The following is a 20598-nucleotide window of genomic DNA, read 5'->3' on the forward strand; positions in this document are numbered from 1 at the left end:
GGTATTTTCAGAAAGCGGCTATTTAAGAACTTTCCGGCACTTTGTCTTACGGGAATAAGATAGAAATACGTAAAAGCTTTTTGTGTAAATACGCAATTCTGCCCTATCCGGGCAAGCAGGGCTATAAAACAAAAGGAACCCTGCATTTCAGGGCTCCTTTACAGAAACAGGCTCTAATTAGTTACGGGTTTCGCCCCTTAAGCAGCTGGCCCAGGAAGCTTCGCCCTAGGCTAACTGCTTAAAGAGTCACTTCAGGTTCTTAAAACCGGAAGAACGTATTGGTACCTCCCACTTTACCACCAAAATTGCGGATGTTGTAAGTGAACGTGAGCAGCACGTAGCGGGTGAGCACCTGGGTTTGGAAATCCTCTACAAAGTTCTCCCTGATGCTGCGGTAGGCACTAATGTTCTGGTCCAGCAAATCATACACGGATAGTTTCAACTGAGCCCGGTCGTTTTTCATGAACAGGAACGTGACACCCGCGTTCAGGCGGCTTACGTCTTTCCGGAGGCCAGGCGCCACGTTGGAGTTGTAGGTATAATCAAAGTTGGCTTCCCACACAATCCTTTTAGGCACCCGCACCACCACTCCGGTTCTGGATGTGCGGGTGGTAAAGCTGATGTCCTGGAACGTGTTGTCTTCATACACGCTGCGGCGGCTCCCAATAGTCAGCTGCTCACTGAATTCAAGCTTGTCGTTCAGGTTGACCCGGACGTTCAGGCTGGGGTTCACGGAGAAGGACTGCCCATAGCTTTGGGTCTCATTCAGAATAATTAGGGTGCGCACGTAGTTCATCCACAACGAGGCTGTTAACGAGAATTGCTTTTTGCCGTCAAACTTCCAGTCTTTGTTGATGTCTGTGTTTGCGTTCAGTTGCCAGTTTCCATCGGTATTTACGGGGCGGGTGGTCTGCTGGCCGGTGGTTTCATTGACGGTTCTGGCGCGGGTCACGGCATCCTGGCTGTAACTTCCCGACAGGTACGCCCAATAGTTGATGGACCGCTTGGTGTCAAACTTCCGGAAGTGCAGGTTCACCGAGTTGGAGATAGTAGGGGTTAACCCCGGGTTCCCGAACTGTATGAACAAGGGATTGGACTGGTCGGTGACCGGCTGCAGATCTGCCGCCGATGGCTCCCGCACGTTTACGTTGTAACTGAAGTTGAAGTCTTTCCAGTTGGCAATCAAAGACGGAAACGCATAGAAGTATCTTTGATCGATGGGCTGTATTTTCTGGAAGGAGTTCTCAATGTTGAGCAACGTAAACCGCACGCCCGGCTGCAAGGTCAAGTCCTTGATTTTCCATTTCACCCCGGTAGTCACGTAGTTGCGCCAGCCGCTTCTTTCCACCTCATCTGAGAGCGCCGGAAGCAACACCGGAGGCACTGTTGCTTCGCCAGCCAGGTCAAACGTATTAATGCGGTTTCTGTCTCTGAAGTATTCTGAGTTCACCCTGACCACTCCGCTTAGCGTTTTACTGAAAGGTTCTGTGTAAGAAAAAGAAGTATTGATGGCCCGGTTGGTGACCACGTTGTCTCGCAATTGGTCCAGCGTTTCATTATAAGGGTTCAGGCCGAAGAAGTAGCTATCTACCAGATAGTATTGGTCCTGGTCGCCGTCATTGATGTTGTAGGTTCCGTAGAAGTTGAACTGGCGTCCTTTCTTTTTGCGCGAGCTTCGGTCAAAGGAGAGATTCCCCGAGTACGTCATGGTGCGGTTCTCCAGCATCTGTTGGTTATCACTGGTGTTGAGCGGCTCATAGAAACTGCGGAAGGTATTGGTGAAAAGCCCCTGCTCTGCCGCACTCTGCGCCAACACCACACTGGGCGAGAAACTGAGGTTGGTCACCGAATCAATCTTCCAGTCTAGCCGTCCGCCAATTCTGTGGCTTTGGTTGCTGCTTTCCTGGTTCCGGTTGCGGCGCGAAATGAGCGTGTCATTCCGCAGGTTTTGGGTGGAGTTAACCACCTGGTTTAAATCTGCGTCAATGCCCCCAAAGAAGTACTGCAGGTTCACTTTCACGTCACCCTTTAGCAAGGTGTTGAAGTTTCCGCCTGCCCCACTAGACCGCTGAATGCCGTCTTCAGTTCCGCCAAATGAGATGCCGTTCACCGCAAAGCCACCGTCGCTCCTAACCATAATAGTGTTCATGCCGCTGCGGCTGAAGCCTCCAATTCTGGAAATGTCCTCAAACCCAAAGGCCGGTTTGTTTAAGTTATTGGAATAACCCAGCAAGCTGATCTGGGTAGTATCTCTGAAAACGTTGAGAATGCCGCCGCCTTCGTACCGGCTGTCTGAGCCCGTCCCCGCGTACACTTTCCCGAAGGCTCCTTGTTTGATCCCTTTCTTTAGTTTGAGGTTGATCACCTGCGGGATTTCATTTACTGGCATGTCTGGGTCTCTTCTGAGCGCGTCTGGGTCATTTACCACCTGCACCTTTTCAATCATGTCGGCGGGCAGGTTTCTTGAGGCTACTTTAGGGTCATTCCCGAAGAACTCTTTCCCGTCTACCAGAATCTTGTTCACCGACTTTCCATTCACCGCGATGTTGCCCGAGCCGTCTACCGTCACACCCGGCAGCTTCTTCAAGAGGTCCTCCAGCAAGGCGGTGGGCAGGGTCTTAAAGGAATTGGCATTGAACTCCAGCGTGTCTTTTCGGACAATGATCGGCGGAGCTTCAGACGTGATAATTACCTCCCCCAACAGGTTATCAGACTGCGTCATTTCCACTTGTCCTAAGTCCAGGTTTGCGTTGCCTGATGTTAAGGTGAACTCCTTCCGAAAAACCTTGAACCCGGTCATGGTAATCACAATCCGGAGGGGCTGGTTTAGCGCCAAACCCGGCACCCGGAAGTTTCCTTTCTCATCGCTCACCCTGAAGGTCACCAAGGTTGTATCCTGCGCTGTGTAAACCGCAATGGTGGCGTAGGACAAAACCTCTTTGTGGGTAGCATCCCAGAGTTTTCCTTTCACCTCGCCTTTCTGGTTTTGGGCAAAAGAGACCGTGGACAAGCAGGTGAAAAACAGGACAAAAAAGGCGGGTAAAAGTGACCTCATGCGCTATCAGGAAAGGTTAAACAGGAATTGGCTTGGGTAGTAGTACCTGGTATAATGTTAAAGAAATTATACCACAGGCCCTTGCTCTGCTTTTGACTTTTAACAAAGATTAACATTTGGTATTCTGCTGTTAACAAACCGTTTTTGGGAAAACAGGTCTAAAATGAGAAGCTCTCATAAACAGGTTATTTTATTGTTAGGACACTGCACGACTTGCACAGGACAGATGCCTTGACCTACAGACCATGATTTTAAATAATGGCTGCAGGTTATTCGCGGCGGCAGATTATATTTAAGCTTCTCAACTTTTAACTCACCCATCTGTCATGCGCAAAACGTTCTACCTCGCGCTCCTTTTATCTGCTGCCACGCCTTGGGCACAGGCTCAGCAAAAACAAAAAGCCAAAGCAGCTCAAGTCCAGGAAGTCACGCCTAATGACTACTTCAAACCAGTGCAGTGGCGCAACATAGGTCCCTTTAGAGGTGGCCGTTCGGTGGCGGCGTCTGGAGTGATCAACAACCCGTTGGTGTATTACATGGGCACCACCGGGGGCGGATTATGGAAAACCGAGGATGCCGGCCAAAGCTGGTTCAACATCTCAGACGGGTTCTTTAAAACCAGCTCCGTAGGGGCAGTCTCCGTCTCAGAATCTGATCCGAACGTGGTGTACGTGGGCATGGGCGAGCACGCACCACGCGGCGTCATGACCACTTATGGAGACGGAGTGTACAAATCTGTAGACGGAGGCAAAACCTGGACCCACCTGGGCCTGGACCAGACCCGGCATATTGCGGGCATCAGCATTCACCCTACCAATCCAGACATTGTGTACGTGGCGGCACAAGGCGCTTTGCACGGACCTAACGCCGAGCGCGGGGTGTACAAGTCTATTGATGGCGGCAAAACCTGGAAGAAGACTTTGTTTGTAGATGAGAACTCCGGCGCTGCTGACCTGAGCATGGACCTGAACAACCCAAGGGTTCTCTATGCATCTATGTGGGACCACCGCCGTTTGCCGTGGGAAGTACGCAGCGGTGGCAAAGGCAGCGGACTGTACAAGTCGGTAGACGGGGGAGAGACCTGGAACAAAATACAAAATGGGTTACCGGCAGAGTTGGGCAAAATAGGCGTTTCCGTTTCAAGGGCGAATTCTGAAAAAGTGTTCGCTTTGGTGGAGAGCGACACGCAGAAAGAACAGGGCGGTTTGTTCATGAGCAATGACGGCGGACAGCACTGGAACCGCGTGAGCAAAGACCACCGGCTTACTCAGCGTGCGTGGTACTACATTGAGGTCTTCGCTGATCCGCTGCAGGAAAACACCGTGTACGTACTCAACGGCCCGGGCCTGAAATCTACTGACGGTGGCAAAACCTGGACCCAACTGCGTGGTACCCACAGTGATTTTCACCACCTCTGGTTCAACCCCAAGAACAGCCAGAACATGGTCATCGCCAATGACGGTGGCGCGGCGGTAACCTTCAACGGCGGCAAGATCTGGTCTACCCAGAACAACATGCCCACGGCGCAATTTTACCGCATCAACACAGACAACCTTTTCCCCTATAACATTTACGCCGGGCAGCAGGACAATACCTCGGTGAAAATCTCCAGCCGGAACCTGTCAGGGAGCAGCATCGGAGACCGGGACTGGACTGCCAGCGCCGGGGGCGAGAGTGCTTTTCTGGCCTTTGATCCCAATAACCCGCGCTACGTGTTGGGCGGCAGCTACCAGGGCACCATTGAAGTATTGGATACCGAACTGAAAGAAGGCAAACCCATCATGATTGCGCCCATCCAGTACATGGCCCTTCAGCCGAAGGACATGAAGTACCGTTTCAACTGGAACGCGCCCATCATTCACTCCTCGCATGAGAAAGGCACTTTTTACCACGCCGCCAACAAACTGTTCAAAACAACTGACCTGGGTAAAACCTGGGAGGTGGTATCACCGGATCTGACCCGCCATGAGGAAAAGAAAATGGGCTGGAGCGGTACGCCCTACACGAACGAGGGCGCCGGGGGCGAGAACTACGGCACAATCTCTTACGTGGTAGAATCTCCCTCAGAAAAAGGACTTCTCTGGACCGGTTCCGATGACGGCTTGGTGCATCTTACCCGCGACGGAGGAAAAACCTGGCAGAATGTGACGCCAAAAGGTCTGGAAGAAAGCCTGATTAACAGCATTGAGGTATCGCCGCATGAGAAAGGCACGGCTTACCTTGCTACCACCCGCTACAAGTTCAATGATTTTACGCCCGCGCTCTACAAAACCACTGATTACGGCAAGTCCTGGAAGAATATCTCCAAAGGCATTCCGTACGGTGCCTTCACCAAAGTAGTGCGGGAAGACAGCCAGCGCAAAGATCTGTTGTTTGCTGGTACTGAGACGGGGCTTTACATTTCTTATGACGGAGGCAAGCAATGGACGCGCTTTCAGAGCAACCTCCCGGTAACTCCCATCTCTGATTTGAAAGTGCACCAGAACGACCTGATTGCCGCCACGCAAGGACGCTCCTTCTGGATTCTGGATGACCTGAACATGCTGCGTACCTTTGACCAAAAGCCTTCCGCCCAAACCCTGCACCTGTACCAACCCGAAGATGCTTACCGGGTATCTGGAGGCAGCAGCTTTGACCAAAACCCTGAGGAAGGAGCCAGCACGTATGGCAAACCCACTTTCACCGGCACCAACCCAGCCAGCGGGGTGGTGTTGTACTACCAGGTTCCGGCGTCTTTCCAGAAAGACGCCACGTTAGAACTGGAGATTCTGGATGCCCAGGGGAAGGTGGTTAGAACCTACAGCAACCAAGGCGATAAGACCTTTGTGACTTACCTGGGAGGACCAGAGGAAGAACCCGTCCTGAGCACCAAGTCCGGCCTGAACCGCCTGGTATGGGACTTGCGGCACGCCACATTACCCGGTGTGGCACCCGTTTTCATTGAAGGAAACTACCAGGGGCACAAAGTTGCCCCCGGCACCTACCAGGCCCGCCTGAAAACGCAGGATCAGGAGAAAGCCATCTCTTTCAAAGTTCTTGCCGACCCACGCCTTAACGCCTCTGAAGCCGATTACCAGCAGCAACACACGGTACTTACTGCTGTGGAGCAGGACATAAAAGATATTCACCTTTCAGTGCAGCAAATGCGCCGGGCCAAGCAACAGGTATCTTCCCTGTTGTCGCTTCTGGAGGGGAAACCCGGGTATGAGAAGATTAAAACCGAAGGCAATGCGCTCATCAAGAAAATGGATGCCTGGGAAGACGAGCTGGTGCAAAACAAATCACAGGCTACTGATGACGTGATTAACTTCGTGAACAAGCTAAGCGCCAATTACCTGTTCCTGAAAGGTGAACTGGACGTAAGCATTCCGTATGTAACCCAAGGTCAGCAAGAAAGATTAAAAGCACTCCAAACCGATTGGCAGAAGTACAAAGGCCAAATGACGGAATTGGTGCAGAAAGACATTGCCGCTTTCAACCAACTCTGCAACCAAGCCCAACTACAGAAAATCACGCTCCTGTAGATTTCAGGTCTACTTGAAAGGAGAGAATTCAAAAAGAGGAAGAGTTCGTTTGAATCTTCCCTCTTTTTGTCATTCTGAAAGGGTCTTGTGGGCTAACTAGACAGGCCGTTACTTCAACGTTTTCGCCGTTAGTTGTTTAGCTCGATGCAGGAGACAACCAAAAGAGCTTGTCCTACTAGGCAAGCTCTTTTGGTTGATTTACGTCAAGACCGCTCCGTTTTAAACTTCCTTTTGTGAAAACAGCTTTGAAATGGAAGCCGCAGTTATCCCATTCAACCTTTAATCTGCTGCAGCAAGGTATCACCTGCCATCCAGGTCATAATCAACACCACCAGCAACCCAAATAAGGTTAACAGCTTCGGGTGCTCGTAATCGCCCATAACACTCTTCTTGTGCGCCGCCACAAGTATGGTGCCTAGGGTAATGGGTAATACAAAACCGTTCAGCAAACCAGCCCACACCAGCAACATCACCGGCTTACCGATAGACACAAAAATCACCGTGGATATAAGAATGAACCCAATGATGAACCAGTTCTCGTTTCGGGCGATGCCTGGGTGAAAAGACTTGATGAAAGAAACCGATGTATACGCCGAGCCTACTACAGAAGTGATGGCCGCCGACAGCATCATGATGCCAAACAGCTTGTAGCCAATGGTGCCGGCTGCTAGTTCAAATACAGAGGCCGGTGGATTCTCAGGGTTCAGCACATTCCCGCTTTGTAACACGCCCAATGTAGCTAGAAACAGAAAAATGCGGATAACGGAAGCCAGCGTAATTCCTGAAACCGCACTTGTGGTTACCTGGCCCAAAGCTTCTCTTCCTTTAATCCCCGCATCCAGCAACCGGTGCCCACCCGCGAAGGTGATGTAGCCGCCTACCGTTCCGCCCACCAAGGTAATAATGGCGGCAAAGCTTATCTGTTCCGGGGCGAAGGTTCTGATGGCAGCTTCGGCCACGGGCGGCGAGGAAACCCAGGCCACGTACAGAATCAAACCAATCATGAGCCCACCCAAGATCTGGGCAAAACGGTCCATCAGCTTTCCGGCTTCACGCACCAGAAAGATGGCGATGGCCACTGCCGCCGAGATAATGGCACCCGTTTCCACGGAGAGGCCGGTGAGCACATTGAGGCCCAAACCTGCGCCCCCTACGTTCCCGATGTTAAAGGCAAAGCCGCCCAGTACAATCAGGAAGGCGATGAATCCACCCAAGCCGGGCAGCACCGCATTGGCAATATCCTGCGCCCGTTTTTCTGAAATAGCAATCACCCGCCAAACGTTCAGTTGCACGCCAATGTCCAGCAGAATGGAAAGCAAAATCACAAACCCGAAGCTGGCGCCCAGGCTTTGCGTGAAAACGGTGGTTTGGGTTAAGAAGCCCGGACCTACGGCCGAGGTGGCCATCAAAAAAGCGGCACCTAAGAGCACACTCCAGTTTCTGGGTTGTTTCATAAAACTAGAGCGAAAGCGCCTGGAGCGTAATATTTTTCTGGGTGAGCACCTGCCGGATGAGTTGGGCAAATTCCACCGCATGGGCGCCATCACCATGAATGCAAACCGTGTCTGCTTTGATGGCAACGTCTATGCCTTGCTGCGACCGCACCTTGCCTTCTTTCACCATGCGTACCACCTGCTGCACCGCTTCATCTTGATTAGTGATCAAGGCGTTGGGCAATCTTCTGGAGGTGAGCGTGCCGTCTTGTTGGTAGGTTCTGTCGGCGAAGACTTCATGGGCGGTTTTCAGCCCTAGCTTTTCTCCAGCATGAACTAAGGCACTTGCGGCCAATCCGTACAGCACCACCTCCGGGTTCACCTTGTACACGGCTTCGGCAATGGCTTCGGCGAGGGCAGGATTAACGGCGGCCATGTTGTACAAAGCCCCGTGCGGTTTTACGTGGTGCAACACACCCCCTTCGGCCTTGATGAAACCGGAGAGTGCGCCTATCTGGTACACGGTCAGGTCAAATGCCTCTTCCGGGGAAACCGCCATGTCGCGTCGCCCAAAGCCAACTAAGTCCTGAAACCCGGGATGCGCTCCCAGTGCTACTCCCTGCTGCAGGGCCAGGCGCACCGTCTTCTTCATCACCGATGGGTCACCAGCATGGAAGCCGCAGGCAATGTTGGCCGAGGTCACCAGGGGCAGAATGACTTCGTCGTTGCCCATCTTGTACGCTCCGAAGCTTTCGCCCAGGTCACAGTTTAAATCAACGGTATAGGTAGGATTCATCTTTTTGCTTGAAGGTGGATAGCTCGTTTCAGGTGTTCTAAGGCTTGCTCCTGCTGGTAGTACAACGCCTGTGCCTCTGCCAGAGAAACCTGCTGAAACCGGAGGGTACCGCCCGGTTTTACCTGTGCCAGCATCGGCAAATCAACAGAGGCCACCTGCCCGATGCGCGGGTAGCCGCCGGTGGTCTGACGATCTGCCATCAAGATAATAGGATTTCCGTTGGATGGCACCTGCACCGTGCCGAAAGTAACGGCACTGGAAAGGAACTCTACCGGCTCCTGCAGTGGCAACGTGGGTCCTTCCAGGCGGTAGCCCATGCGGTCTGAAGCGGTAGACACCTTGAATTCGTCTTGCCAAAAGGTTTCGTGGGCGTTTTCAGAAAACAGGTTATATTCCGGCCCTGGCATCACTCGCACGGTGGGGTTCTCGGCATACGCCGTAAGCAAGTTAGAAGAGATACCCCATTTAGAAGCCAGGAACGACTCCTCGCCCAGGCTTTTCTGTTGCCAAAAGTGAAGCTGCTCCAAGGACATTCCTTTCACCGGCAGCTCGTCGCCTTTCTGCAAAGCCCTGCCCTGCCACCCGCCTATACCCGCCCGCAAGTACGTAGAGGCACTGCCCATGACCCGCGGCACGTCAAACCCTCCGGCCACCGCCAGGTACGCCCGAGCTCCTTTTACAGGCGCTCCGAACTCCAGCACAACTCCTTTTTTAACAAAGATAGGCCGATTGATAGGGACAGGATTTCCGTTCAGTTTAGGAGACAGATTAGCTCCGGTCATGGCTATCAGGCAATCTTCCTGAAAACGCAGATTGGGTCCTACCAACGTTATTTCCAGAGCAGCTTCGCCCTCCGTGTTTCCCACCAGAAGGTTGGCTAAACGTAGAGCAAAGGCATCCATGGCGCCGCTGACCACCATGCCCTGCTTCTGGAAGCCATTGCGGCCCAGGTCCTGAACCGTGGTGAGCATTCCCGGTTTTTCCACGCTAATGTTCATGCGGCTGCTCCTCTCTTTTGGTGAACGTTTCTTTAGAAATTGGCACAAAACGCACTACATCGCCCATCTGCAGCAAGCTGGGAACCTCGCGGTTGGGGTCAAACAAGGTGAGCGGCGTACGCCCGATCAACTGCCAGCCACCCGGCGTTTCCATGGGGTACACACCCGTTTGCGGCCCGGCAATACCTACTGAACCTGCTGGAATTACTTTCCGGGGCACCTCCTTGCGGGGTGCGGCAATCCGGGGATCCATGCCGCCCAGATACGGGAAGCCCGGCGCGAAACCGATCATGTACACCAGGTACTCGGTTTGGGTGTGAAGAGAAATTACTTCTTCCAGGCTAAGGCCGGTGTGCTGCGCCACAAAAGCCAGATCAGGCCCAAACTCACCACCGTACACCACTGAGATTTCTTTTATTTGAGGAACTGCCGTTTTGGTTTCTGTTTCCAGTTCAGCCAGCATCTCTAAGACGTTTTCTTCCACCGCCGCGTACGGGTCTTGCTGCCCTCGTTCGCTCACGAGCCAAGGGTCATAGTACAAAGTGACGGTGGTAAATGCGGGCACGTACTCCAGGAGGCCGGGGAACGAATGCTGGTCCAGGAACTGCGCCACGGCCTTCACTTTCTGATGCGTTTCCACAGCAATCTCCTCCCCCAGTTGCAGCACTAAAGCGGCATCTCCCAGCGGGTACATCTTCACCGATGACAGCAGAAACGACATATACAGACTCCTTGATTTAGACTTAGTTTACCGAAAAGGCACTGAAAACTTTCTAGTTTAGAAGCTGTGTTGCCGGTTAATTCTGCAGGTACAGCGCTTCGTTTTTGAACGGCACCAAAGCCAGCTTCACGGCTTGCTCATACAGCTCCTTCCGGTCTACTACGTTATTGGTCAGGATTCCGATGGCGCCGCCTTTCTGTTTGGAGTTGGTATGGCCAAACACGCGGTCATCGGCTTCGCCGAGTTCCAGGCCTTGCTGCACCAGATCGGCCACGGCTTGGGGCAAAAAGAACATACCGGAACGTGCCTTGCCTATCAGGTTTTGGGTACGCACCACAATCCAGGCGAAGGCGGCCAGTTCATGGTGCAGGGTTTCTACGCCGCCTTCAATGCCTATCCAGAAGTCGGCGTCGGGGTGGTGCGCAACCGCATTGTTCACGCGATTGAGGGCGCCGGTCAGCGTCTCTGAGTCGGACATGGGTTGGTCGGCCACGCCGGAGGGCACCGAGATGGGTTCGGCTTTGAACTCATAGTGCGGGAACATGGCCTGTAAACCACTGAGCGCCGCATTTACTTTTACGGGGTTGGTGGAAGCCACCACTACTTTTTGTACTACTCGCTGCATCTGTTCGTTTCTCTAGCCTACTAAGTAAAGCAAATTTCTGCAGCCGTGCGCAGGACTTCTCCTCTGAGGGAGTTTTCGGGGCATTTCTCAGAAAATACCCCTAAAGCACGGTTTGCTTTCTTACATAGTTTTGCCTTGAACTCCGGGAAGAGTAGCGGGTTCTTTGTATTTTTAGCCTAACATGAAAAACAAGTACATCTGGCCTTTGCAGAAGGGCCTTCTTTTTCTCTCCTTCGCTTCGGCGGTTTCCTGTATGAAGCACGTATCGCCTGCCAGCAGTTCTGTTCCGGTGGTTTCCGGGGTCTCCAAGCAATTGGCAGATTTCCGGATTTCGCAATTGAGCAAGATTAACTATGACCTGCACCTGACCATCCCGGCCCGGAAAGACGAACCAGTACTGGCCTCGGAGACTGTTTCGTTTCACCTAAAAGAAAAAAGCCAGCCGGTGCAGCTTGATTTCAAGGAAAGCGCCGATAAGCTGAAGCAGGTAAAAGTGAACGGGAAAGTGGTGCCGGCGGAGCACACGCAGGAGCACCTGATCATCCCGGTGCAGCACCTGAAAAAAGGAGAGAACCAGGTGGCAATTGACTTCATTGCGGGCAACCTGTCGCTGAACCGGCAGGCGGATTTCCTGTACACGCTGCTGGTACCCGACCGCGCCCGTACGGTTTTCCCCTGTTTTGACCAGCCCAGCCTCAAAGCCACGTTCAAACTCACCTTGTCTATCCCGCAGGAGTGGAAAGCCCTTGCAAACGCGCCGCTGCAGGACTCGGTGATGAGCGCCGGGCAGAAGACGTATCATTACCAGAAATCAGATCTCATTCCCACGTACCTGTTCTCGTTTGCGGCTGGGAAGTTTGACCATTTGGCGCAGACGGCCAACGGCAGAACCATGCACTTTCTGCACCGCGAAACAGACAAAGAGAAACTGGCGCAAAGTCTTTCGCCCATCTTCCAGATTCACCGCGATGCGCTGCAGTTTATGGAGGAGTACACCGGCATCCCATACCCATTCCAGAAGTTCGATTTTGTGTCCATTCCTGATTTCCAGTACGGCGGCATGGAGCACGTGGGCGCTATTCAATATAAGGCCTCCACGCTGTTTCTGGACGAAGGCGCAACGCAGGACCAAAAGATTTCCCGCTCCAGTTTGATCTCGCACGAGACGGCGCACATGTGGTTCGGTGATCTGGTGACCATGGAGTGGTTCAACGATGTTTGGATGAAAGAGGTGTTCGCCAATTTCATGGCCGATAAAATCACGCAGGTGGCCATGCCTACTTCTAACTACGACCTCAAGTTTGTGGTAGATCACTTGCCCGCTGCTTATGGCGTAGACCGAACCGCCGGAGCCAACCCCATCCGGCAGCGACTGGACAATCTGCAGGATGCGGGTTCTATGTACGGCAATATCATTTACCACAAGGCCCCAGTGATGATGCGCCAACTGGAGCGGCTCATGGGCGAAGAAGCCTTCCGAAAAGGTCTGCAGCAGTACCTCAAAAAGTACGCCTACGGCAACGCCACCTGGCCCGACCTTATCCAGATTCTGGACGACCTTACGCCAGCTGATCTGCGGGCTTGGAATCAGGTGTGGGTGAATGAAGCGGGCCGTCCGCAGTTTGACTACAGCTTGCAAACCGAAGAAAATAAAATTTCCCAACTCACCATCCGGCAGAAAGGCGAAGACAACTCAACCCGTTTCTGGCCTCAATTCTTTGAAATAGCCTTGGTGTACCCAGACCGCATCCAGGAACTGACGGTGAACATGAACCAAGCTGAGGTGACGGTGCCGGAGGCAGTGGGCAAGGAGAAACCGTTGTTTGTGCTCTTCGATGTGACAGGCCAGGGTTACGGTGTGTTCCCGGTAGATGCGCAGATGCTGAGTGGGCTTTACGGCCTTCAGAACCCGGTAGCGCGTGCCTCGGCGTACATTAATTTGTACGAGAACATGCAGAATGGCCGCAGCATTACGCCAACCCAACTGCTGGATTTCTACCGAAGCGGACTTTCCAAAGAAACGGAAGAGCTCAACGTGAAGCTGATCACCGGCCAATTGAGTGACATTTTCTGGCGCTTTCTGCCCGCTGCTCAACGACCAACCCTGGCCCCGCAACTTGAACAGGAGCTCTGGACAGCCATGGAGCACGCCACTGCCCCTAACGTGAAAAAGCTGCTGTTCAAAACTTACCAAAGCATCGCCTTGAGTTCTGCGGAGCAAAACCGCCTGTACCAGATCTGGGACAAAGAACAGGCACCGGCTGGCATAAAACTGTCTGAAGATGATTATACCTCTCTGGCCTTAGCCCTAGCCGTCCGCGACTACCAGAACAGTCCCCAAATATTGACCCTCCAGATGGGCCGTATTCCGAACCCTGACCGCAAGAAACGCCTGCAGTTTATGTTGCCCGCTTTATCAGGAGACGTAAAAGAGCGGGATGCGTTTTTCGCATCGCTCAAAAAAGAAGAGAACCGCGAAGTGGAATCCTGGGTGCTTTCTGCACTCAATTACCTGCACCATCCGCTACGGGCGGCCACCTCAGAGAAATACCTCAAAGAGAGCCTGGACCTGCTGGAGAAAATTCAGTTGACGGGTGATATCTTCTTTCCGGCTTCCTGGCTTTCGGCCACGTTTGGGTCCTATCAAAGCCCCTCTGCCGCCAGTACGGTACGCACGTTTCTGCAGGCGCACCCAGACTATAACCCTAAGCTGAAGGGAAAAATATTGCAAGCCGCAGATGGGGTGTTCAGAGCAGAGAAGCTGGTGCAGCAAGGGAAGTAGAGAAGACTATAAAGCCTTTTTCACGTAAACAATTGGTACTGGAATCTCCGGCTGCTGCCAGCCCTGATTTCAGGTATTATTTCCGGAGAGGAGAACAAATACTGACTTTCCTCGTTCAGAGTGTACTTTATGTATCTACATAAACCAAAGCAATTTACAACTATGAAAAAATCACTTTCCCTTAAAACGGCTGGCCTGGCCTTAGTAGCAGGCCTGGCCTTTGCTTCCTGCAACCAGGCTCCTAAAGAAGGCGACAAAGCCACTATTACGGATGAAAAAGCCACTGCCGACGCCACTGGGCAAACCTTCGTGGTAGATACCGCTGCTTCAGAGGTGCAGTTCACGGGTAATGGCGTAGGCAAAAACCACCCGGGCACGTTTAAGTTGACTTCCGGCACGGTGGCCGTGGCCAATGAGCAGATCACCGGAGGCGAGTTTACCATCAACATCAAATCTCTGACTTTGGAGGAACAGGGCGAAATGTTCGAGACTAAGTTAAAGCCCCACCTTCTGAGCGGCGATTTCTTTGACGCGGAGAAATTCGGGACGGCCAAGTTTGAGATTACGAAGGTAGAGCCCTACCAATCTGACGGGAAAGACACCTCCCTGGTAGCAGGCGCCAACTTCAGCGTGAGCGGAAACTTCACTCTGAAAGGTGTGACCAAAAACATTACCTTCCCGGCCCGTATTGAGTTAGATGACAACGCGTTGGAAGCCGAAGCTAACTTCAACATTGACCGCCGCCAGTGGCAGATGAACTACGGCAACGACAAAACTCTAGGCGATAAATTTATTTCGGAGACCGTGAACATTGAACTAGACCTGGAAGCGAAAAGACAAGGCGGCGCAGCCACTGCCTCCGCTCAATAAACCTACCTCCCTATAAAGCAAAGAGCCCGAAGACTCACGTTTTCGGGCTCTTTTTGTATAAACAGGCTTAATGGAAAGCTACAATAAGACAGAATGATTGTCCATTCTTTTACTCTGTCATCTTGGAAGGACCTTGGTGGCGAACGGCAATAGCGCTAAACGAATGACTTTCTAGCTCTCTCCCAAGATCGTTTCAGAATGACAAAATGTGTGATGGTCCAAGTTTTCAACTTCGGCCTACCATGACCTGAAGTTTGCAAATCAGTGAGGCTTTCAGCCTCAGGTACGGCATTACTTTTCTACACCCCTCCTACTTCCGCTTCTCCAGCAATTCTCTCACAGCCTGTTCAATGGTGGGCCAAACCGGCGAGACAGGAGACACCAAATCAAAGTGCCCTGCTTCCGGCAACAGCACCACTTTTGCCTTGTTTTTCTTAGAGGAGGAATGATTCACAAAGTTCTGCGCCTGGCTCACCGGCACAATTGGGTCACGGGCACCTTGCACCATTCTCACGGGCGTCTTCAAGGCCAAGGAAGGTGAAGGTGTGGTCTCGGCGTAGCGCTGAGGCACTGCTGCGGGCAAACCACCCATCAGCTTTTCCACGGCTGTATTGCAGCTTCCTTTCTCACTGCTATAGGTAGTTAGATCCGGGATTCCGGCCAGGGAAACCACGCCTTTCACTTTCAGCGGATTCTTATTGTAAAGTGGACTGTTGCGGGGCAAACTTTTCCTACCTGCAGCCCAAAGTGCCAAATGTCCGCCGGCGGAGTGGCCCATCACTACCACGTCTTTGCCGGATACCGGATATTGCTTGGCCAGTTCCCGCACGTAATCGGTGGCCTGGGCGATGTCCTGAAAAGTGCCGGGATAACCTCCGCCCTGATTTCCTACGCGCCGAAACTCAATATTCCAGGTCGCGAACCCGGCTTTGGTGAGCGCGGCACTCACGTGGTTCATGTATTGGTAGTTGTACTGCGAGAGCCAGCAGCCTCCGTGAATGACCACCACCACCGGAAAGGGTCCTTTTCCTTCAGGCACCCGCAGTTCCCCAAATTGCAACGAATCTGCTCCATAGGCAATGCGTTTTCCGGCAACAGGCGTGGGCAGTTGCATGAGGTCTTGCCACGTCACCAATTTGGCCGGCTGCGTCTGTCCGTGCACAGAACCGGTACAGGAGAAAAAACAAAAAAGCAGAAAAGACAGAAAGAACTTCATAGTGCGCGTAAACAAGGGTACTAACGTGGATGATCGGGCAACTGAATAGGTTGGAAAAATGAAGGTACGAGCCGCTTTTCATTTTGAACGACTATCTTGCCGATACTTTCTCTTTAGAGGAACGAAATGGGTGCCTGGAGTGGGTGAAAAGGCACGGAACAAGGGCAGACAGAATTCCGGCAACCGACAGAACCGCATGACAAAAAATAAGAAATGAAACGAGTAGTAGTAACGGGCATAGGTGCGTTAACGCCCATCGGGAATACAGTACCAGACTATTGGCAGTCTTTGATCAACGGCGTGAGCGGCGCAGCCCCCATCACCCGCTTTGATGCCTCCAAGTTCAAGACCCACTTCGCCTGCGAGCTGAAGAACTTCAATCCGCTGGACTTCATGCCGAAGAGCGAAGCCCGCAAAAACGATTTGTACACGCAGTACGCGCTCATCTCGGTGGCCGAAGCGGTGCAGATGGCCAACATCAACTTTGAAGAACTGAACCGTAACCGTATTGGTGTGATCTGGGGCACCGGTCACGGCGGGATTGTCACCTTCCAGGAGCAGTTGCTGGAGTTCGCCGCCGGAGATGGCACCCCTCGGTTCAACCCGTACTTCGTCCCTAAAATGATTGTGGACATTGCGGCGGGCGTGATTTCCATGAAGTACGGACTACGGGGCGTGAACTTCGCCACGGTATCGGCCTGTGCCAGCTCAAACACCGCCATTCTGGAAGCCTTCAACTACATTAAGTGGGGCAAAGCCGACATGATTATCACGGGCGGTTCTGAAGCTTCCATCAACGAGACGGGCATGGGCGGTTTCGGGGCGCTGAAGGCCTTGTCTACCCACAACGGTGATCCGGCCACCGCTTCCAGGCCGTTTGACATAAAACGGGACGGATTTGTGATGGGCGAAGGCGCTGGTGCCCTCATCCTGGAAAGCTATGACAGCGCCGTGCAGCGCAACGCGACCATCTTGGCCGAGGTAGTGGGCGGAGGCATGGCCGCTGATGCGTACCATCTCACCGGCACCCACCCAGAGGGCGAAGGAGCGTACCTGGGCATGATGGAAGCCTTGGCAGAAGCCAATATTTCTCCGGAAGACATTGATTACCTTAACTGCCACGCCACCTCTACGCCTATTGGAGACGCGAGCGAGGTAATTGCCGTGGAGCGGGTATTCGGGGCCAACACGCACCTGCACCTGAGCGCAACCAAATCCATGACGGGTCATTTGCTGGGAGCAGCTGGCGCCATTGAAGCCATTGCGTGCATCAAGGCCGTGCAGGAAAACATCATACCTCCTACTATCAACGTGACCGAGCCAGAACCAGAACTCAGCGCGAAGTTTGACTTAACCTTGGGCAAAGCGATTTCTAAAGAAGTGAACTACGCCATGAGCAATACCTTCGGGTTTGGGGGCCACATCGCTACAGCTATCTTCAAGAAGTTTACTGCGTAAGGCCAGCCTTGTTTCCTATACGTTTTCATGAAAAGAGCCCCGGAACATTTTGTTTCGGGGCTCTTTTCATGAAAACAGGTTCAACATAGCTTATTGCAGTTTCACTTCTTTCTGCCCTTCGTTTACGCCTTTCATAAACGCAATCAAGCCTTTCATATAGGTTTGCTGGTCATCATAGAAGGCCATGTGACTGCCTTTGGGGCAATATAGGTAAGAACCGTTTTGGACCTGAGTGGCCATCCATTCCATGTGCTTGGGATCCATGGTGTCAAACTCAGCTCCCACGGATAAAGTAGGTACGGCGAGGTTCTTCAGATCAGCTTTGCGGTTCCACTTCTCCAGTTTACCAGAGATCCCGAATTCGCTGGGGCCTTGCATGGTCACATAGAACGACTGGTTCATTTTAGCAAAAGACCGGTTCACAGGCTCAGGCCATTGGTTCAACGGCATGCGCAGGACGTGCTTTGCATAGAAGTGTGGCATGAGCAACTCCATGTACTTAGGGTTTTGGAAATCTTCACGGGCCTCAATGTCTCTCACCTGCGCCAGTACTTGTGGGTCCATCTGCTTGGCTAAGACTTCGTCGGCGTACTTGCCGTAGTCAATGGCGCTGGACATCATGTTGGAGATGATCAGGCCTTTCATGTTCTGCTGGTATTTCAAGGCGTACTCCAGCCCAAGAATGCCGCCCCAGGAATGACCTAGCAAATAGAAGTTCTCCGGCCCCAACTTCAATGCTTTGCGTACCTGTTCCACTTCTTCCACATAGCGGGACAGGTCCCACATGGCAGTGTCTTTAGGGTTGTCTGAATTGCCGCAGCCCAGTTGGTCATAGTAGATAAACTCAATACCTTCAGCGGGCAGGAAGTTCTCCATACATTCAAAGTATTCGTGCGTGGCACCGGGTCCGCCGTTGAGCAAGAGCAATTTCATTTTGGGGTTGTTGCCTACCCGCTTCGTCCAGACGTTGAAAGTGCCTTTCTCAGTTTGGATGGGCACCATCTTTACCCCGCCGTCTTGTACCCCTTGCTCGGTTTGGGCAAAGTAATCTCCTGTTGGAGCGGTTGCTGTTTCATCAGCTTCTCTTTTCCCGGAACAGGAAGCCAGAAAAATAGAAAGGAAAAGACAGGTGCCTTTTAGAAGAGGATGCATAGGTTGTCTGGTTGATGAAAGGAACAGGTTTGGTGCTTAGAGGTAATTAATGATGAAGACGCAATAGCGCCTTCATCATTGGTTTAAAGATAGTCTTCTACCTCACTATTTCAAATGGTGCTTATTCTGCCTAGTAGCAAATGGCTCACTTTGCTAGGGCTTCAAATAAAGTTGGCAGGAATGATAGTACTACCTGAACATTTATTTGTTAATGATTTACCCTTTGTTTATTTACCTAACCCATTGAATTACCTCTTTTGTTTGGGTTAACGGAGCTTTACCTCTAGAAAAAACCTGGCATGAAGGTTTAAGGCTCTTTTATAGTTTGAAGGGAACTGCTTACAAGTACATCAGGCAACCCTGCAATACATATTTGGCGCGTTACTTTTGATATAGTATTAAAAACATGGTTATTCTTATTTACCGATACGGCAACCCAGCACGGTATACAATGGCATAGCATAGCCTTTGCTCAAATTAAATGTCTGTCCCTTAAATTTGATTAGGATCAGCAACAGTAGGAATCATGCTTAGTATAAAAAAAACCAGCACCCCATTTACAGAAACCCACACCGCATCTTCCATCTCGTTGCCAGAAAAACTGGCTTTGGCTCAGACATTTGGATTGGTTGTACTAGGCATTGTGGCGTCTTACATTGATACAGCATGGTTTGAAGAGGTGTATACCGTAGAAGACGGGTTTGTGGAATGGCTTACGGTGTTACCCCTTGTGGTGGTGATCGCTTTCTGCCTTTCTAGAATTATAGGAAGAAAAGAACCTGGATCTGTCCGTTTTATGACCGGCACCATTCTCATAGTCTTGTTCTCTTTTTTTGTAGCCGGGGAAGAAATCAGCTGGGGACAACGCATTTTTCAGGTTCAAAGCACTGGTTTTTTCAAAGAGAACAATTCCCAGCAAGAGATGAACCTGCACAACATGGTGATCAATGGGGTAAAGGTGAATAAAGTTATTTTTTCACAAGCTCTCACCGTTGGAGCAGCTTTCTACCTGTTAGCCTTACCGCTTATTTACCGGAAGAGCAGAAATATAAAAGAACTGATTGATGGCTGGGCTGTTCCCGTTCCCCGTCTTTATCAGATTATTTCTTTTCTCCTGCTCTTCGGGGTAATTGGTCTCTGCCCTTCCGGAAAAAGAGCAGAACTTCTAGAAATGGGGGCCACTACTCTCTTTTGCTTGATTGTTCTATGTCCGTTCAACCCTATCCAAAGCGACAGAGAACTTTTAAATAACCCTAAACAGTCCTGAATCCATCGTTTACAAGCCATTTTTTTATAAAATACAATTCATCATACTAAATACCAGATTCAACACTCATAATATGATTATGGATTATAGAAACGCTTTTTCAGCAAATTCTAGCCTATTTTAAAACAAAATGCATAGAACTTAAATAAGCGGTAAGCTATAAATTAAAGAGTATCAGCAATCATTAAACATACTTAAATCCAAATCAGTCCTACTTATATTAAAGTTATAGACAGTTACTTACTTTCCTATTTACTCCTTCAGATACCCTCTATTATTGTATCGTTATTAAAAAGTAAAAGGATATGAACGCTACCGGGTTACATCTAAAGAGCACTTCTCCCATGCAACAGCAGGCAAGAATCAGTTTAGTGACTGCAAAGAAACCTGGCGTACAAACGTCCCAGAAACTCGCCATTATGTATGACAATCACCCTGCAACTTCGATCAGGAATGCAGCAGGGTTCAAAAGCAACCCCTTCTCTGATGGGTTTGTCCTAGATGGCTACTTTTTAGGAACCTTTGAATTTGATTCCCTTACCGGACACCCGGGCATAAGATACTAAGAATTTACCTCCTTGTTGGTTCACCCCAACAAGCCAACCCACATATCCCCCTAAGCCAAAAGGCCCGAGAACTTATGTTTTCGGGCTTTTTTTATAAATCAACTCAAAACTCTTTAACCTCTTATATCTAAACAA

The 20598-nt window shown here is 51.3% G+C and carries 14 protein-coding genes; 6 read left to right on the forward strand and 8 right to left on the reverse strand.

Features of this window, described 5'->3' with window-relative positions; genetic code table 11:
* Positions 1-259: 259 nt before the first annotated feature.
* Positions 260-3055: a TonB-dependent receptor gene (locus DC20_RS06620; RefSeq protein ID WP_062543108.1), complete on the reverse strand. Its 2796-nt coding sequence runs from the start codon at positions 3053-3055 to the stop codon at positions 260-262.
* A gap of 326 nt (positions 3056-3381) precedes the next feature.
* Between DC20_RS06620 and DC20_RS06625 the strand changes: the two genes are divergently transcribed.
* Positions 3382-6579 carry a VPS10 domain-containing protein gene (locus DC20_RS06625; protein WP_062543109.1) on the forward strand — a complete coding sequence of 1066 codons (3198 nt, stop codon included), beginning with the start codon at positions 3382-3384 and terminating at the stop codon, positions 6577-6579.
* A 272-nt stretch (positions 6580-6851) separates the two neighbouring features.
* Here the strand turns inward: DC20_RS06625 and DC20_RS06630 are convergent, their stop codons facing one another.
* The 5 genes from DC20_RS06630 to yjjX form a co-directional block, all read right to left on the reverse strand.
* The gene (locus DC20_RS06630; RefSeq protein ID WP_062543110.1) at positions 6852-8033 is read right to left on the reverse strand and encodes an NRAMP family divalent metal transporter; all 1182 of its coding nucleotides are present in this window, start codon (positions 8031-8033) and stop codon (positions 6852-6854) included.
* A 4-nt stretch (positions 8034-8037) separates the two neighbouring features.
* Positions 8038-8808, reverse strand: coding sequence for a 5-oxoprolinase subunit PxpA (gene pxpA, locus DC20_RS06635; protein ID WP_062543111.1), 771 nt, complete (start codon positions 8806-8808; stop codon positions 8038-8040).
* Positions 8805-9806, reverse strand: a complete 1002-nt coding sequence (locus DC20_RS06640; RefSeq protein WP_062543112.1) for a 5-oxoprolinase subunit C family protein — start codon at positions 9804-9806, stop codon at positions 8805-8807. The genes pxpA and DC20_RS06640 overlap by 4 nt, the downstream gene beginning before the upstream one ends.
* A complete protein-coding gene (gene pxpB / locus DC20_RS06645) occupies positions 9796-10527 on the reverse strand; it encodes a 5-oxoprolinase subunit PxpB (RefSeq protein WP_062543113.1) in 732 nt (243 codons plus the stop codon). The genes DC20_RS06640 and pxpB overlap by 11 nt, the downstream gene beginning before the upstream one ends.
* A gap of 76 nt (positions 10528-10603) precedes the next feature.
* The gene (gene yjjX, locus DC20_RS06650; protein ID WP_062543114.1) at positions 10604-11152 is read right to left on the reverse strand and encodes an inosine/xanthosine triphosphatase; all 549 of its coding nucleotides are present in this window, start codon (positions 11150-11152) and stop codon (positions 10604-10606) included.
* Positions 11153-11333: 181 nt separating this feature from the next.
* On the opposite strand from yjjX, the gene DC20_RS06655 reads away from it, so the two are divergent.
* Entirely contained in the window at positions 11334-13934 is a 2601-nt protein-coding gene (locus tag DC20_RS06655; protein WP_062543115.1) for a M1 family metallopeptidase, read from the forward strand.
* A gap of 162 nt (positions 13935-14096) precedes the next feature.
* The gene (locus DC20_RS06660) at positions 14097-14804 is read left to right on the forward strand and encodes a YceI family protein (protein ID WP_062543116.1); all 708 of its coding nucleotides are present in this window, start codon (positions 14097-14099) and stop codon (positions 14802-14804) included.
* Between the two features lie 310 nt (positions 14805-15114).
* Here the strand turns inward: DC20_RS06660 and DC20_RS06665 are convergent, their stop codons facing one another.
* Positions 15115-16020: an alpha/beta hydrolase family protein gene (locus DC20_RS06665; RefSeq protein WP_245652311.1), complete on the reverse strand. Its 906-nt coding sequence runs from the start codon at positions 16018-16020 to the stop codon at positions 15115-15117.
* A 213-nt stretch (positions 16021-16233) separates the two neighbouring features.
* Here DC20_RS06665 and fabF point away from each other — a divergent pair, with 213 nt between their 5' ends.
* Positions 16234-17478: a beta-ketoacyl-ACP synthase II gene (fabF, locus tag DC20_RS06670; RefSeq protein ID WP_062543117.1), complete on the forward strand. Its 1245-nt coding sequence runs from the start codon at positions 16234-16236 to the stop codon at positions 17476-17478.
* Between the two features lie 90 nt (positions 17479-17568).
* On the opposite strand, the gene DC20_RS06675 is transcribed toward fabF, so the two are convergent.
* A complete protein-coding gene (locus DC20_RS06675; protein ID WP_071885392.1) occupies positions 17569-18630 on the reverse strand; it encodes a proline iminopeptidase-family hydrolase in 1062 nt (353 codons plus the stop codon).
* Positions 18631-19156: 526 nt separating this feature from the next.
* Here DC20_RS06675 and DC20_RS06680 point away from each other — a divergent pair.
* Together DC20_RS06680 and DC20_RS06685 are read left to right on the forward strand one after the other, a co-directional pair.
* Positions 19157-19897, forward strand: coding sequence for a hypothetical protein (locus DC20_RS06680; protein WP_062543118.1), 741 nt, complete (start codon positions 19157-19159; stop codon positions 19895-19897).
* Between the two features lie 344 nt (positions 19898-20241).
* Positions 20242-20463 carry a hypothetical protein gene (locus tag DC20_RS06685; RefSeq protein ID WP_169788168.1) on the forward strand — a complete coding sequence of 74 codons (222 nt, stop codon included), beginning with the start codon at positions 20242-20244 and terminating at the stop codon, positions 20461-20463.
* Positions 20464-20598 lie beyond the last annotated feature (135 nt).

The organism is Rufibacter tibetensis (assembly GCF_001310085.1).
Classification (GTDB): Bacteria; Bacteroidota; Bacteroidia; order Cytophagales; family Hymenobacteraceae; genus Nibribacter; species Nibribacter tibetensis.